The sequence below is a fragment of the uncultured Traorella sp. genome, from assembly GCF_944327115.1.
Classification (GTDB): Bacteria; Bacillota_I; Bacilli_A; order Erysipelotrichales; family Erysipelotrichaceae; genus Traorella.
Window position 1 is genome coordinate 34,409 of record NZ_CALVGS010000133.1, and the last position, 13,283, is coordinate 47,691.

At 39.7% G+C, this 13,283-nt stretch carries 14 protein-coding genes; 12 read left to right on the plus strand and 2 right to left on the minus strand.

Translation table 11 applies throughout. The features are described from left to right. Nucleotides 1-27 precede the first annotated feature (27 nt). Both Q0K35_RS11460 and rpsD read right to left on the minus strand, forming a co-directional pair. Complete coding sequence (locus Q0K35_RS11460; protein WP_294562997.1) at nt 28-342, minus strand: single-stranded DNA-binding protein; 315 nt, start codon at nt 340-342, stop codon at nt 28-30. A 224-nt stretch (nt 343-566) separates the two neighbouring features. Next, a complete protein-coding gene (gene rpsD / locus Q0K35_RS11465) occupies nt 567-1,169 on the minus strand; it encodes a 30S ribosomal protein S4 (protein WP_294562998.1) in 603 nt (200 codons plus the stop codon). Nucleotides 1,170-1,521: 352 nt separating this feature from the next. On the opposite strand from rpsD, the gene Q0K35_RS11470 reads away from it, so the two are divergent. From Q0K35_RS11470 to Q0K35_RS11525, 12 genes are all read left to right on the plus strand, one after another. Continuing rightward, nucleotides 1,522-3,261 carry a septation ring formation regulator EzrA gene (locus Q0K35_RS11470; RefSeq protein WP_294562999.1) on the plus strand — a complete coding sequence of 580 codons (1,740 nt, stop codon included), beginning with the start codon at nt 1,522-1,524 and terminating at the stop codon, nt 3,259-3,261. Between the two features lie 3 nt (nt 3,262-3,264). Further along, nucleotides 3,265-4,395, plus strand: coding sequence for a cysteine desulfurase family protein (locus Q0K35_RS11475; RefSeq protein WP_294563000.1), 1,131 nt, complete (start codon nt 3,265-3,267; stop codon nt 4,393-4,395). Further along, complete coding sequence (gene thiI, locus Q0K35_RS11480; protein ID WP_294563001.1) at nt 4,376-5,584, plus strand: tRNA uracil 4-sulfurtransferase ThiI; 1,209 nt, start codon at nt 4,376-4,378, stop codon at nt 5,582-5,584. Before Q0K35_RS11475 ends, thiI begins: the two co-directional genes overlap by 20 nt. Nucleotides 5,585-5,639: 55 nt before the next feature. Beyond that, nucleotides 5,640-5,906: a hypothetical protein gene (locus tag Q0K35_RS11485; RefSeq protein ID WP_294563002.1), complete on the plus strand. Its 267-nt coding sequence runs from the start codon at nt 5,640-5,642 to the stop codon at nt 5,904-5,906. A 72-nt stretch (nt 5,907-5,978) separates the two neighbouring features. Then, on the plus strand, nt 5,979-6,926 hold the full coding sequence (locus tag Q0K35_RS11490) for an RluA family pseudouridine synthase (RefSeq protein WP_294563003.1): 948 nt from the start codon (nt 5,979-5,981) through the stop codon (nt 6,924-6,926). 33 nt (nt 6,927-6,959) lie between these two features. Continuing rightward, the gene (locus tag Q0K35_RS11495; protein ID WP_294563004.1) at nt 6,960-7,268 is read left to right on the plus strand and encodes a hypothetical protein; all 309 of its coding nucleotides are present in this window, start codon (nt 6,960-6,962) and stop codon (nt 7,266-7,268) included. Nucleotides 7,269-7,281: 13 nt separating this feature from the next. Beyond that, a complete protein-coding gene (locus tag Q0K35_RS11500; RefSeq protein WP_294563005.1) occupies nt 7,282-8,310 on the plus strand; it encodes a V-type ATPase subunit in 1,029 nt (342 codons plus the stop codon). Between the two features lie 12 nt (nt 8,311-8,322). Then, a complete protein-coding gene (locus Q0K35_RS11505; RefSeq protein ID WP_294563006.1) occupies nt 8,323-10,236 on the plus strand; it encodes a V-type ATPase 116kDa subunit family protein in 1,914 nt (637 codons plus the stop codon). Between the two features lie 12 nt (nt 10,237-10,248). After that, nucleotides 10,249-10,689: an ATP synthase subunit C gene (locus Q0K35_RS11510; RefSeq protein WP_294563007.1), complete on the plus strand. Its 441-nt coding sequence runs from the start codon at nt 10,249-10,251 to the stop codon at nt 10,687-10,689. 8 nt (nt 10,690-10,697) lie between these two features. Continuing rightward, entirely contained in the window at nt 10,698-11,006 is a 309-nt protein-coding gene (locus Q0K35_RS11515) for a V-type ATP synthase subunit F (protein WP_294563008.1), read from the plus strand. Between the two features lie 11 nt (nt 11,007-11,017). Then, the gene (locus Q0K35_RS11520; RefSeq protein WP_294563009.1) at nt 11,018-11,593 is read left to right on the plus strand and encodes a V-type ATP synthase subunit E; all 576 of its coding nucleotides are present in this window, start codon (nt 11,018-11,020) and stop codon (nt 11,591-11,593) included. A gap of 9 nt (nt 11,594-11,602) precedes the next feature. Continuing rightward, nucleotides 11,603-13,283, plus strand: a 1,681-nt coding sequence (locus Q0K35_RS11525; RefSeq protein ID WP_294563010.1) for a V-type ATP synthase subunit A, incomplete at its 3' end; no start/stop codon positions are given.

Sequence of the window (13,283 nt, forward strand, 5' to 3'; positions counted from 1 at the left end):
GCGATTCTTTTGAACCGCTTCGGCTGCTTATGAAAGAAACGATACTTTTTCAGCAACAAATTTATATGCGAGAAATGGTTTGCCTTCATTTGTCTTCAGCTTTGAAGATTGAATCCGTCCCTGAATGCTGAGCATATCTCCTTCCTTTGAATTTTCATAGCAGATTTCCGCTATGCCTCTCCACAGTTCTACTTCTATCGTGTCTTCGTCATAAAAACCTTCACTGTTGCGAAAATTACGTTCAACATCAAGAGTGACCCGTGAAAATTTGATGCCTTTATCCGTTTCTCTGATTTCGCTTATTTCTTTCAGCTTTCCTTCTACGATAAATGTATTGATCATAAATTGACCTCCTTTTCGGACATAGGATATAATAAAGAGCTTTTTTCGTCAAAAAGGCATATTTGTCCAAATATAATTATTAGTTTGAAAAAAAGAGGCAGCAGGTAATATTTGTTTCAATTATTAATGATATAGACAAATTCAGTAAAATTTATCTGATTGAGAGAAATACAGATTTTATACAATAAAATATGACATAAAAAAGCCCCGTATGGGGCTTAAGATTATCTGTTGTAGAATTCAACAACTAAGGCTTCATTGATTTCCTGATTCAATTCACTGCGTTCAGGATAACGTGCATAGACACCTTTTTTAGCTTCCTTATCAACGGTTACGAAAGCAACTGTGTTCAATGTAGCTTCCAAAGCTTCGTTGATAGCGCTGTTGTTCATCATCGATTCCTTGACAGAAATTGTCTGTCCCGGCTTGATCAGGCATGAAGGAATATCTATACGCTTGCCGTCAACCAAGATGTGTCCGTGGTTAACTAACTGTCTTGCAGCTCTGCGGGTTCTTGCAAAGCCCATTCTGTAAACCAGGTTGTCAAGTCTTGATTCAAGCATGAATAAGAAGTTGTCACCTTTGACACCCTTCATCTTGCTGGCTTTTACGAAAGTGTTGTGGAACTGCTTTTCGTTAACGCCATACATGTATCTGATGCGCTGTTTTTCTCTCAGCTGCAATCCGTAGTTTGTCAGCTTGACTCTTTTTGTTGGTCCGTGCTGACCAGGTGCATAATTTCTCTTTGTCAATTCTTCGCCTGTTTCCAAAACAGAAAATCCTAAACGACGAGATTTCTTCCAAACAGGTCCTGTAATTCTTGCCATAATTTTTCCTCCTATAATTGTTTTATGGTTTGCATAAAACAATAACAGATGCAAATCATCTGCCTGTGTGTCAATATTCGATTCTTTCACCAATGCAGCCGTGCTACTTGAATCACTCTTTGGTCATTGACGCGGATAGTCAGACTTTGCTTGCTGCCATCATTTTGACGCTTAATAATGATATCAGATAATATCGGGTAAGTCAAATATAATTTACCTAAAAATGGGACTTTTTTGCACTTTTGGGATATGTTCAGCGAGCAAAATGAAATGAATGATCTAAAAAGATGAAGATTAATGATTCAAGGGTTCAAAATTATGATACAATAATACAGTAAGTAGGTGGAATGATATGGATCAGATAAGAGAATTTTTAAATCAGTTTACAGGCAGTAATTCAATGCTGTTTATTGTCATAGGTGTTTGTATTGCATTGCTGGTATTGATCATTTTGATAACAGCTTTGTCCAGAAAAAAGGTAAAAGCGATGCAGGATGAGGCGGAAACGCTTTATACATCCATAAAAAGCATTTCTTTACCTTTTAAAATGAATAAAGCAGAATCACTGGCAAGGGTAAATACAAGCATTAAAGAAGCTGTGGAAAAATCACAGGCACAGTTTGAAAGCGTTCAGGAATGTCTGAAGGAGTGCAGCAGTGAATTAGGTGAAATCGATGATTTGATTTATGTACATAAAACAAAGGCAGCCAAGGTGCAGCTGATCGACCTCATTGAAAAGCTTCACGGATGTGAAGCTGAAGCCAATACCTTAAATGCGGTATTGGATTCTATCTTGGAACAGCAGTCGACACAGCGTGAACAGATTATTCGCCTGCAAAATCGTTTCCGTGTGAATAAGGGTGTCATTGCCAGCAACCGGGAAATCTATAACAGTGGCATCGAGGTATTGGAAGACCGTGTATTGACGATCGAAAAGATGTTTTCAACATTTGAAGAATGGATGTATGCCAGCGAATTTTCTAAGGCAGCTAAGCAGCAGGAAGAAATCAGTGAAGCGATCGATGAGCTGGAACTGCTGATGAAGGAATATCCGGCGTTGTATGAGGAAGCCAAGCTCACATTGCCAAAGGCCATCGATGAAACGAGCTATGTATATTCACAGGCCCGCAACAAAGGTGTTTATCTGGAGCATCTGGAAGTCAGCAAGAATCTGGAAATCATTTCAGGTACGTTAAAGGATGATTTAAATCAGCTTTCAGAGGGCAGGGTCGATGGTATCATGGATTCGCTTTTGGAAAGCCGCAAGCGTCTTACACAGCTGAAAGAACAGGTCGTACATGAAGAAAAAGCCTATGATGAATTAAAAGGCAATGTGCAGTTTTTATATGATCAGATCGATCATTTAGAAAAGCAGCGTTTGATGTTACGAGAGCTTTATGAAAAGAAAAAGGATCGGTTCGATCTTAACGATATGACTGCACAGCTCGATATGATCGATCAGGAAGTGAAAAAGCTTTTTGCGGATCGTGAAACATTAAAGGGATGCATGCTGGAAAAAACGATTCCGGCAACGACATTGTTGCTGACCTATAAGGATCTGAGTGCAGATACTAATGAGGTATGCGATCGATTTGAAAAGCTCAAGGAGCAGCTGGAAAGTGCCTGCAGTGATGAAATACGTGCACAGAAGCAGCTTTTGAAGCTTCAGCTGATTCTTAATGAGATCCACGTCAAGATGAATAAGAAGCGTTTGCCAAGTGTTTCTATGACTTATTCAGATGACTATCATAAGGCTGAAATGATGGTAGCGGATATTGAACATATTTTAAATGTTTCACCGTTGGATATCGATGCGTTGAATGTAAAGATCAAGGAATCGATTGATTTTGTCTATACATTGTATAATTCGGTAAATAATCTGGTGGGTATGGCTACCATGGTTGAAAATACGATCGTCTTTGGTAACCGTTATCGTTCCAGCAATGCCGAGATCGATAGTGAACTGACAAGAGCCGAGCTTTGTTTCAGAAACGGACAATATACAAAGGCTTTAAAGATAGCCATCTCGGCTATTGAAAAGATACATCCCGGTTCTTATGAAAAGCTTTTGAGAAAATCTCAGGGAGTTTAAGCTATGATTTTTTTAGATAGTGCATCAACAACACCTCTGCATCCAGAGGTGTTGAAAACATATGTATATATTTTGGAGAATTATTTTGCGAATAGTGATGCGCTTTATGATTACGCATTGAAAAGCTCGTCACTGATGGAACAAAGCCGGGAACAGATTGCCAATATGCTGAAGGTAAAAGATGATGAGATCTTTTTTACCAGCGGTGCGAGTGAAAGCAACAATATGCTGATCAAGGGTATCAGCTTTGCTTATCAGCATAAGGGAAAGCATCTGATTACTTCAGCAGTTGAACATTCTTCAGTGATGGGAGCTTTTAAGCAGTTGGAAGAATTTTTCGGATTTGAAGTGACTTATCTGCCTGTTAATTCAAAGGGAGTCGTTGAATGTGAGCGATTAAGACAAGCGCTGCGTCCGGATACGATTCTTGTATCGATCATGTCAATCAATAATGAAGTAGGTTCTGTCAATGATCTAAAAGCTCTTTCAAAGATCGTTAAGACATATTCGCATGCATTTTTTCACAGTGACTGTACACAGTCACTGGCTAAGATGGAAATTCCTATGGAATGCCTGGACGCAGCCAGTTTTTCAGCGCATAAGATTTATGGCTGCAAGGGCAGCGGATTTCTTTATAAAAAAGCACCTATTCAGCTTTTGCCGCTGATCAATGGCGGTCAGCAGGAAGAAGGACTGCGCGGTGGAACAAGCAATCATCCGTGTAACATCGTGTTGGCCAAGACGCTTCGCCTTGCCTTAGAAAAGATGGAAGAGCATCGTCAGAAGGTGGCCGTCTTGAATGACTTATTAAGAAGAGAATTGAATCGGATGGATGACATTGTTATCAATTCGCCTGAGGATGCTTCACCGTATATTTTGAATTTTTCCTGCACCTGCATGACAAGTGAGATCATGTTGAATGCTTTGAATGAAAGACAGATTTATGTATCGGCGCAAAGCACTTGTCACAGCAAGACCCGAAGTGTCAGCCCTGTTCTTTTAGCGATGGGGATCGATCAGAAAAGAGCCTCACAGGCAATACGTATTTCTTTTTCTTATTTGAACACGGAGGAAGAAGTACATGAATTTATTAGAAATTTAAAGGAGATCTTACATGAGTATCGAATCAAATAAATTGGTTGTGGATCATATTCTTGTACGTTATGGTGAATTATCAACCAAGGGTAAAAATAAAAATGATTTTATCAAAAAGCTTTTCGTGAACATTAAGAATGCTTTGCGGGCCTTTGATAAACTGACCTATGAGAAAAGCTATGATCGCATATATATCATGCTGAATGGTACAGATCCTGATGAGGTTGCCGTATATCTTCGTCAGGTATTTGGTATCAGCTCGTTTAGTTATGCGATAAAGATCAATAGTGAATTGGAAGATATGGTCAAGACGGGCTTGGAAGTAGCTAAGCAGTCACAGGCGAAAACCTTTAAGATACAAGCCAGACGTCATTATAAGCCTTTTCCGTATATTTCAGATGAAATTAATCGCGCAATGGCTTCTGAAATACTAAAAAATACGGATATGAAGGTCGATGTTCATCAGCCTCAGCTTTTGCTGATGGTAGAAGTACGACAGTTTGATACTTATATCATGCCAAATAAGATCAAGGGGGCAGGCGGCTATCCGGTCGGTATCGGCGGTAAGGCAATGGTCATGCTTTCGGGAGGCATTGATTCACCGGTTGCTGCCTATCTGATGATGAAACGAGGCATTCATGTGGAATGTATTCATTATGCTTCACCGCCTTATACTTCCTCACAGGCTCGCCAGAAGGTGTTGGATCTGGCGCGTATCGTAAGTCGTTATCAAGGCCATATCCGTTTGCATATCGTACCATTTACGGATATTCAGCTTGCCATTTATAAAAACTGTGATGAAAGCTATGCAATTACGATCATGCGTCGTATGATGTATCGTTTGGCAGAAAGACTCAGTGAAAAACAAAACTGTAAAGCAATCGTGAATGGGGAAAGCATCGGACAGGTGGCAAGTCAGACGCTTGATTCTATGGGAGCTATCAATGAGGTTGTCAAAATTCCGGTAATTCGTCCTTGTGTAGCGATGGATAAGCTGGAAATCATTGATCTGGCAACAAAGATCGATACTTATGAAACAAGCATCCTGCCTTTTGAAGATTGCTGTACGATTTTTACACCGAAAAATCCCGTGACAAAACCAACCATCAAAAAATGTGAAAAGCTTGAAGGCCGCTTTGATTATGAAGCATTACTTGAAGAAGCATTAGAAAAAGTCGAAACGGTGGATGTTTATCCGACAAAAGATGTTGATGAAAATATTTTTTAAAAACTGGGTATATGAGTTGTAAAAGCACTCACTCTATTAGTAGAGGTGAGAAAAAATGCAGAACAATCAAAACAACAAAAAACAGAATAGTCAGAACAAAAACCGCCTGAATCAGAACAGCCAGAATAAACAGAACAATTCTCTGGACAAACAACAGCAGAATAATCTGTTCCAGTTTGAGATGGGAAATGAACTGGGAGCTGATATCGAGCAGGAAAAGACGATGTTTAAGAATGAATATTGCAAAGATAAGCTTAACAGCAATAACAATCAGAAACGTAAGAACAATAACTTCAGTACCAATAAAAACCAGTTTAAATAAGGAAGTGCCAGATGTCATTTGATGTCTGGCTTTTTTTTTCGTAACTGATATAATTGTTAGGGGAGTGATGCTATGAGAGAATTTCTGATCAATGAAAATGACGCTGATCAGCGTTTAGACAAATATATTCAAAAAACATGCAGGAAGATGCCGAAGAGTCTGATGTATCGGCTGATACGTCAAAAGAAGATCAAGGTAAACCGTAAAAGGAGCGAGCCGAACGCTATGCTTCAAAAAGGCGATAGGATCCAGATGTTCATCAATGAAGATTTTTTTGCTGATGAGAAAATAGATGTTTCAAAGGCATCAAAGCTGCAAGGCATCGTTTACGAAGACAAGCATTTTCTAATTTTGGATAAGCAGCAAGGGGTCATCGTTCACAGCAGCCGGAAATTTCAGGGGGATACGCTGATCGATCAGGTAATGAAATATCTGATTGATACCCATCAATACGATCCACAACATGAGAATAGCTTTAGACCGGCGTTTGCAAATCGTCTTGATCAGAATACCGGAGGCCTTATCATTGCCTGTAAGAATGCGAAAAGTCTTCGGATCATGAATGAAATGATCCGTACGCATCAGGTTGAGAAGCATTATCTTTGCATCATTGAAGGAAAGCTTCGTGACGGTTTGTATAAACATTATTATATGAAAGATGAAAAAAGGAATATAGCTTTGATTTTTGATGAACCTAAATATAATTGTGCTGAGATATCTCTGGCTGTCCAAACTTTGCATCAGGGGAAAAAATATTCGCTGTTGGATGTTGATCTGATCAGTGGAAAATCTCATCAAATAAGAGCTCAACTGGCTCATCTCCATCATCCTTTGATCGGTGATGTCAAGTATCATGGCAAGCAGATCATGAAGCATCAGGCATTATATGCTTATAAGCTTACCTTTCATACGGATCAGCCGGATTTTGAATATCTCAATGCTATTAAAATCGTTCAAAAAAATAATTTCATAATTCAGAAATATAAAAGTATTGAAAATGTTGAAGTTGAAATTGATTAGGAGTATAATATGTCGAGTTAGGAGAAGATGTGTATGGAAAAACATATTGAAGAGGTTGTAAATGAAGATAGAAAAGCCAGAGAAAAAGTAGAAAATGCCAGACGTGCGCTTTTAGATATTACAAGCGAAGTATCTTCTAAAAGCCAAAGGATATATCAGCAGTTCATGGAAGATGAAAAAAATCAGATGAACCAGCTTCAAAAAGAAATGGATGAAGAAGTAGCACAGGTTAAAAAACAGTGCAATGATGAAAAAGAGGAAGGATTAAAAAAACTGAACGAACAGTTTGAAGCTCATAAAGATGAATGGGTAAAGCAGATCGTTGATAACGTTTTGAGTTAGAAAGGAAGTCGTTATGGGAAGTAGTAATGCAATAGCGTCTAAAGCAAAGGCGATGTACGCAAAGAGGCTGAAGGATGAAGATTACCATGCACTTTTAAAGAAAAGTACAGTAGGTGAAGTTGCTTCCTATCTGAAGAATGAAACAGATTATGCTTATGCATTGAAGGATGTAAAAGAAAATGATATTCATCGCGGACAGCTGGAAACATTGCTGAATCGAGATCTTTATTATAAAGAGCTTCGTCTGGCGTCTTATGCGCCGATCAAAGAACGTTCTTTCTATAAAGCAACACTGCGGAAAATTGAAATCCACAGGATCCTGACAAAAATCAAACAAGTAACTTCTTCCTTATATGGTGAAATGTTTACATTAGATAAATTTCATTATAAAGATGTTTGCTTTGATCAAAATCTGCTGGAAGAAGCTAAGAGTTATGATGATGTTCTTCAGGCAATTATCCGAACGCCTTATTATAAGACCGTTTTGAAATACCGTCCAAAGGATGGCAGTGCTGTTGATTATGTTTCTTTGGAAAAAGAAATCGATCAGCTTTATGATGATATGATTCTTGCTGATATTGAAAAATATCTGAAAGGGAAGGATAAAAAAGATGCTTTAACGATATACTTGAGTGCTATTGAGCTGAAGGTCATCAGTAAGATCTACCGCTTGAAGAAATATTATCATTCAAGTGCTGAAAGCATTCTTAAATATGTGGATTTTTCGCATTTCAGAATGAATAAAAAGATGATCGATGATCTGATTCATGCGCAAAGCGGTGAAGAAGTATTAGCATTGTTAGCGAAAAGCAAGTATCATCTTTATATGGATGAAAAAGAATATATTTATATTGAATATTATGCTGAGAAGATCAAATATAACCTTTCAAAAAGGATTATGCGATTCTCAAGCAGTCCGCCTTTGGTGTTCATGACTTATATCATTCTGCATCAGATCGAAATCATGAATCTGGTGAATATCGTAGAAGGTGTACGTTATGGAATGAATGAAGAACAGATAGAAAAAACCTGTATATTTTAGAAGGGAGATATTATGGCAATTGAAAAATTGAAAGAAGTCAATCTGATCAGTGATGCCGATCATATCCAGAATGTGCTGCTGAAATTCAAGGACCTGGATTATTTCCATCCGGAGCTGGCACAGCGTATCGTGGATCGTGTTTCCGGACTTAAGACACTGAACCAGACGAATCCTTATTCAGAAACGCTTGCAAAGATCCATGAGATATGTGAAAGCTGTCAGCTTCAGGTAGATAAAGATGCGAAGCAGCTGATGCGTATCGATCTAAAGCAGGTCAATGAAGAGCTTGATGAGATGGGCAATGAATTCCAGCTGTATGTCAATGCGAAAAAAGATATTCAAAAGGTCATTGATGAAGATAAGCTGGCTTTGGAACAGCTTTTAAATGTCCAGGATCTTGATATCAACTTTGATCATTTATTTCAATGTACGTATCTAAAGCTTAGAATTGGAAAAATGCCAAAGAAAAATCTGGATTGTCTGAATAAATACGGAAGCAGGCCTTATCTGTGGATCAAATTAAGCGAAGATGACAAGATGGTTTGGATCCTGTATATGACAACATTATTATATGAGGGAGAAGTCGACAACATTTTCTCGAGTCTTGATTTTTCAAGGATCCGCATTCCTGATTTTGTACACGGAAAGCCTGCTGAGGCAGTCGAAACGCTTCGGGAAGAGATTGAATCAAATAAGAAGCTGATTGCTCATGTAGAAGAGAAGATGGAAAGGTTCAAGGCCCAAAAGCGGGAAGAGCTCAGTGTTTATGAGCTGAGCCTGAAGGGCTTGTCATCAACTTATGAATTACAGAAATATGTAGTAGTGTATGGACAGCGTGCTTCGATCAGTGGTTTTATTCCTGAAGATAAGGAAGAAGCATTAAAAGAAGCCTTTAAGGATTATGACAAGGTTGAAATTGAGATCAATGATCCTTATTCGGATGCTCGTTTGGTGCCACCGACAAAATTGAAGAATAACTGGTTTGTACGGCCATTTGAGATGTTTGTGGAAATGTATGGCATGCCGGCTTATGATGAAATCGACCCGACACCTTTTTTCGCAATTACATATTGTCTTTTATTTGGTATCATGTTCGCAGACTTAGGTCAGGGACTGGTTGTATCGATTTTGGGTGCTTTTGCTTATCACAAGATGAAATTGAAGCTGGGTGCCATCATGGAGCGAATCGGAATTTTTTCAGCTTTTTTTGGACTGATGTTTGGCAGTGTATTCGGAAATGAAGAAATCTTGAATCCGATGTTCCATGCTTTAGGCTTTGAAGAAAAGCCATTTGAGGTCTTGGCACCGGATTTCACAATGACGCTGATTCTCGGTGCAATCGTGATCGGAGCTATCTTGATTCTATGTTCAATGGGGTTAAATATTGCTAACCATATACATAAAAAAGATTGGGGAGCCATGCTTTTCTCCCAGAATGGAATAGCAGGATTTATTCTCTATGGAGGTTTGCTTGGTGGTATCGGCGGTATGATGCTGGCCGGCTGGCAGATATTTACGCCTGTTTACATTTTGTTTATCATCGTGATTCCTGTGCTGGTAATCTTTATGCAGGAGCCTTTGGAAAGAGCCTTGAATCATGAAAAGCTGTTTCCTGAAGGGATCGGCGGCTTTTTGATGACAAATGTATTTGAGCTTTTGGAAATCGCTTTGACATTCTTATCAAATACGATGTCTTATATGCGTGTTGGCGGCTTCGTATTGAGTCACGCCGGTATGATGTTAGTGGTTTCGGTTTTGATGGAGATTACAGGTGGCGCCGCTCCAATCGTATGTGTTTTCGGAAATATCTTCGTCATGGTTCTTGAAGGCATGATCGTAGGTATCCAGGTGCTGCGACTTGAATTTTATGAAATGTTCTCACGTTACTTCAGTGGTGACGGAATCGTTTTTAAGGCAATAAATTAGGAGGAAAGAAAGATGAACGTATTAGAGATTTTATTACCTGCAGTATGTGTTGTGATGATTTGTTTACCGCTTGTAAAGGTATTTACAGGAAAGGTAAGTAAAAAGGAAGCAAAATATAGACTTTATACACATGTAGCTTGCTTCTTTGTATGTTTGCTCGGATTTTCTTTATTTCAGATGAATGGTATGGGCGTTTTTGCGGAAGGTGAAACAGCTGTCAATTCAATTACCGGAACAATGGCTCAGGGTCTTGGTTTCCTTGCTGCTGCATTGGCAACCGGTCTTTCAAGTGTTGGTGCCGGTATTGCCGTAGCTGCTGCTGCTCCTGCTGCTATCGGAGCTTTCAGCGAAAATGACAAGAACTTCGGTAAAGCGATGATCTTCGTTGCTTTGGGTGAAGGTGTTGCCATCTATGGTGTATTGATCTCTATTCTGATCATCAATAAGCTGTAGGCCGAATTATGAAATTTTTTCTGATCAGCGACAATATCGATACACAGATGGGCCTGCGTCTGGTTGGCATTGAAGGGGTCGTGGTTCATGAACGCCGTGATTTTCTGGAAATATTGGAAGAAAAGATGCATGATGAATCCATTGCCATTATTTTGATAACGACCAAGCTGGTCACGATGTGTCCGGATATTATTTCTGAAATCAAACTGAAGCAGCAGAAACCGCTGATTGTAGAAATACCGGATCGACATGGAAATTCTAAAATCGGAGAAACGATCGATGCGTATGTTTCAAGTGCAATCGGGGTAAAACTATGAGAGGTGAAACGATGAATGATTTAGATAAAATCGTTTTCTACATGAAAGAGGAAATCAATAAGCAGGCGGATGCAGAGGTTGAGCATATTCAAAAAGAGGCTGATGAAATCAGGGAAAGAGAAGAGAAAAAGGTGATGGATGAGGCAAAAAAAGAAGCGGATCTTCACTTAGAAGCCGCTAAGCGAAGAATGAGCCAGAAGAAGTCACAGATGATATCTCAATATCAAAGCGATAAGACCAAGACATTGATTCAGCAGCGTAATGCTTATACTCAAAAGCTTTTTGATGAAGTCAAAGAGAAGCTTTTGGAGTTCTGTTCAAGTGATGATTATCTTGAGTATATGAAGAAAAAGATCGATAAGTATGCCTTTGATCAAAAGGTAAACGTATATGTGAAAAAAGAAGATTTAAGGCTAGAGAAGATGTTCAAGGAAAAGCTTGATTGTGAAGTTTTAGCGGGTGACATTGAAATCGGCGGCTTTAAAATTGAAACATGGAATCAGCAGATCATGGATGAAACGCTGGACAGTGCATTAAAAGATCAGCGTGTCTGGTTTGAGGATCATTCCATGATGATCTTACAGTAAGGAGGCTATATGAGCGAAAACAGAATTTATTCAATCAACGGGCCGGTAGTTAAGGTAAGAAATGCTAAGGATTTTTCCATGATGGAAATGGTTTATGTCGGAGATGCACAGCTTGTTGGAGAAGTAATTTCCATCAGTGAGAAGGAAACGACGATACAGGTATATGAATCTACGACAGGTCTTCGGCCGGGAGAACCGGTAGAAGGCACAGGCTCTCCGATCAGCGTTACATTAGGTCCGGGAATTTTAAGAAATATCTTTGACGGAATTGAACGTCCTCTTGAACAGATCGAGGCTGAAGCCGGAGCCTTTATTCCGACTGGCAGCCATGTAGCACCGTTGGATGTTCATAAGAAATGGTCCGTTACGGTTTGTGTAAAAAAAGGAGATCGGGTAAAGGGCGGCGATATTTTCGCAACGACCCCTGAAACGAACCTGATCGTTCATAAATGTATGATCCACCCTGATTTAAGTGGTGAGGTTGTTGATTGTGTTGCTGATGGTGATTATACGATCGAAGACACGATCATAAAGGTAAAGGATGATAACGGGGTCATTCATGAATGTAAGATGGCACAGAAATGGCCGATCAAGGATCCTCGTCCGGTAGCAAAACGTCTTCCTTTATCAATTCCGTTGATTACTGGTCAGCGTGTCGTTGATACGCTGTTCCCAATTGCGAAAGGCGGTACGGCTGCTGTTCCCGGGGGATTTGGTACAGGAAAGACAATGATGCAGCATCAGCTTGCAAAATGGTGTGATGCAGATATTATCGTATATGTCGGCTGTGGAGAACGTGGTAACGAGATGACACAGGTATTGGAAGAATTTAGAGAATTGATCGATCCAAAGAGCAAACAGCCGTTGACCGATCGAACTGTGTTGATTGCCAATACATCAAACATGCCGGTAGCAGCGCGTGAAGCATCAATCTATACAGGTGTTACATTAGCTGAATATTATCGTGATATGGGTTATCACGTAGCTATTATGGCGGATTCAACGAGCCGTTGGGCTGAAGCCTTGCGTGAGATCAGCGGACGTTTGGAAGAAATGCCGGCTGAAGAAGGATTCCCGGCTTATCTGCCTTCACGTATTTCGCAGTTTTATGAACGCGCCGGTTATATGGAAACGCTGAATGGTCAAAATGGATCTGTTTCGATCATCGGTGCCGTATCGCCGCAGGGAGCTGACTTTTCTGAACCGGTCACACAGAATACGAAGCGTTTCGTACGCTGTTTCTGGGCATTGGATAAAGCATTGGCCTATGCAAGACATTATGCAGCGGTCAATTGGAATCAGAGTTATAGTGAATATATCAGCGATCTTGAAAATTACTATAACGAGCATGTCAGTCCACGCTTTTTAAAGGACCGACAGGAAATCATGCAAATTTTAAATGAAGAAACGAAGCTGATGGAAATCGTGAAGCTGATCGGATCGGATGTTTTGCCGGATGATCAGAAATGTACGATAGAAATCGCCAAGCTGATCCGTGTTGGCTTTCTGCAGCAGAATGCCTTCCACCCGGAAGATACCTATGTACCTTTGGATAAGCAATTGAAGATGATGGATGTGATCCTGCATCTTAATAAGCGATGCAAAGAATGTGTGGAAAAGGGAATACCGGTCAGCACGATTCTTTCATTGGGCTTATTTGAAAAAATCGTAAAGATGAAATATGATGTAC

Excerpts from the sequence above, each read along its gene's own strand:
- Q0K35_RS11475 (WP_294563000.1), top strand. The coding sequence starts at position 3,265 with ATGATTTTTTTAGATAGTGCATCAACAACACCTCTGCATCCAGAGGTG.
- thiI (WP_294563001.1), top strand. The coding sequence starts at position 4,376 with ATGAGTATCGAATCAAATAAATTGGTTGTGGATCATATTCTTGTACGT.
- Q0K35_RS11505 (WP_294563006.1), top strand. The coding sequence starts at position 8,323 with ATGGCAATTGAAAAATTGAAAGAAGTCAATCTGATCAGTGATGCCGAT.
- Q0K35_RS11510 (WP_294563007.1), top strand. The coding sequence starts at position 10,249 with ATGAACGTATTAGAGATTTTATTACCTGCAGTATGTGTTGTGATGATT.
- Q0K35_RS11520 (WP_294563009.1), top strand. The coding sequence starts at position 11,018 with ATGAATGATTTAGATAAAATCGTTTTCTACATGAAAGAGGAAATCAAT.
- Q0K35_RS11500 (WP_294563005.1), top strand. The coding sequence starts at position 7,282 with ATGGGAAGTAGTAATGCAATAGCGTCTAAAGCAAAGGCGATGTACGCA.
- Q0K35_RS11495 (WP_294563004.1), top strand. The coding sequence starts at position 6,960 with ATGGAAAAACATATTGAAGAGGTTGTAAATGAAGATAGAAAAGCCAGA.
- Q0K35_RS11490 (WP_294563003.1), top strand. The coding sequence starts at position 5,979 with ATGAGAGAATTTCTGATCAATGAAAATGACGCTGATCAGCGTTTAGAC.
- Q0K35_RS11460 (WP_294562997.1), bottom strand. The coding sequence starts at position 342 with ATGATCAATACATTTATCGTAGAAGGAAAGCTGAAAGAAATAAGCGAA.
- Q0K35_RS11515 (WP_294563008.1), top strand. The coding sequence starts at position 10,698 with ATGAAATTTTTTCTGATCAGCGACAATATCGATACACAGATGGGCCTG.
- Q0K35_RS11485 (WP_294563002.1), top strand. The coding sequence starts at position 5,640 with ATGCAGAACAATCAAAACAACAAAAAACAGAATAGTCAGAACAAAAAC.
- rpsD (WP_294562998.1), bottom strand. The coding sequence starts at position 1,169 with ATGGCAAGAATTACAGGACCTGTTTGGAAGAAATCTCGTCGTTTAGGA.
- Q0K35_RS11470 (WP_294562999.1), top strand. The coding sequence starts at position 1,522 with ATGGATCAGATAAGAGAATTTTTAAATCAGTTTACAGGCAGTAATTCA.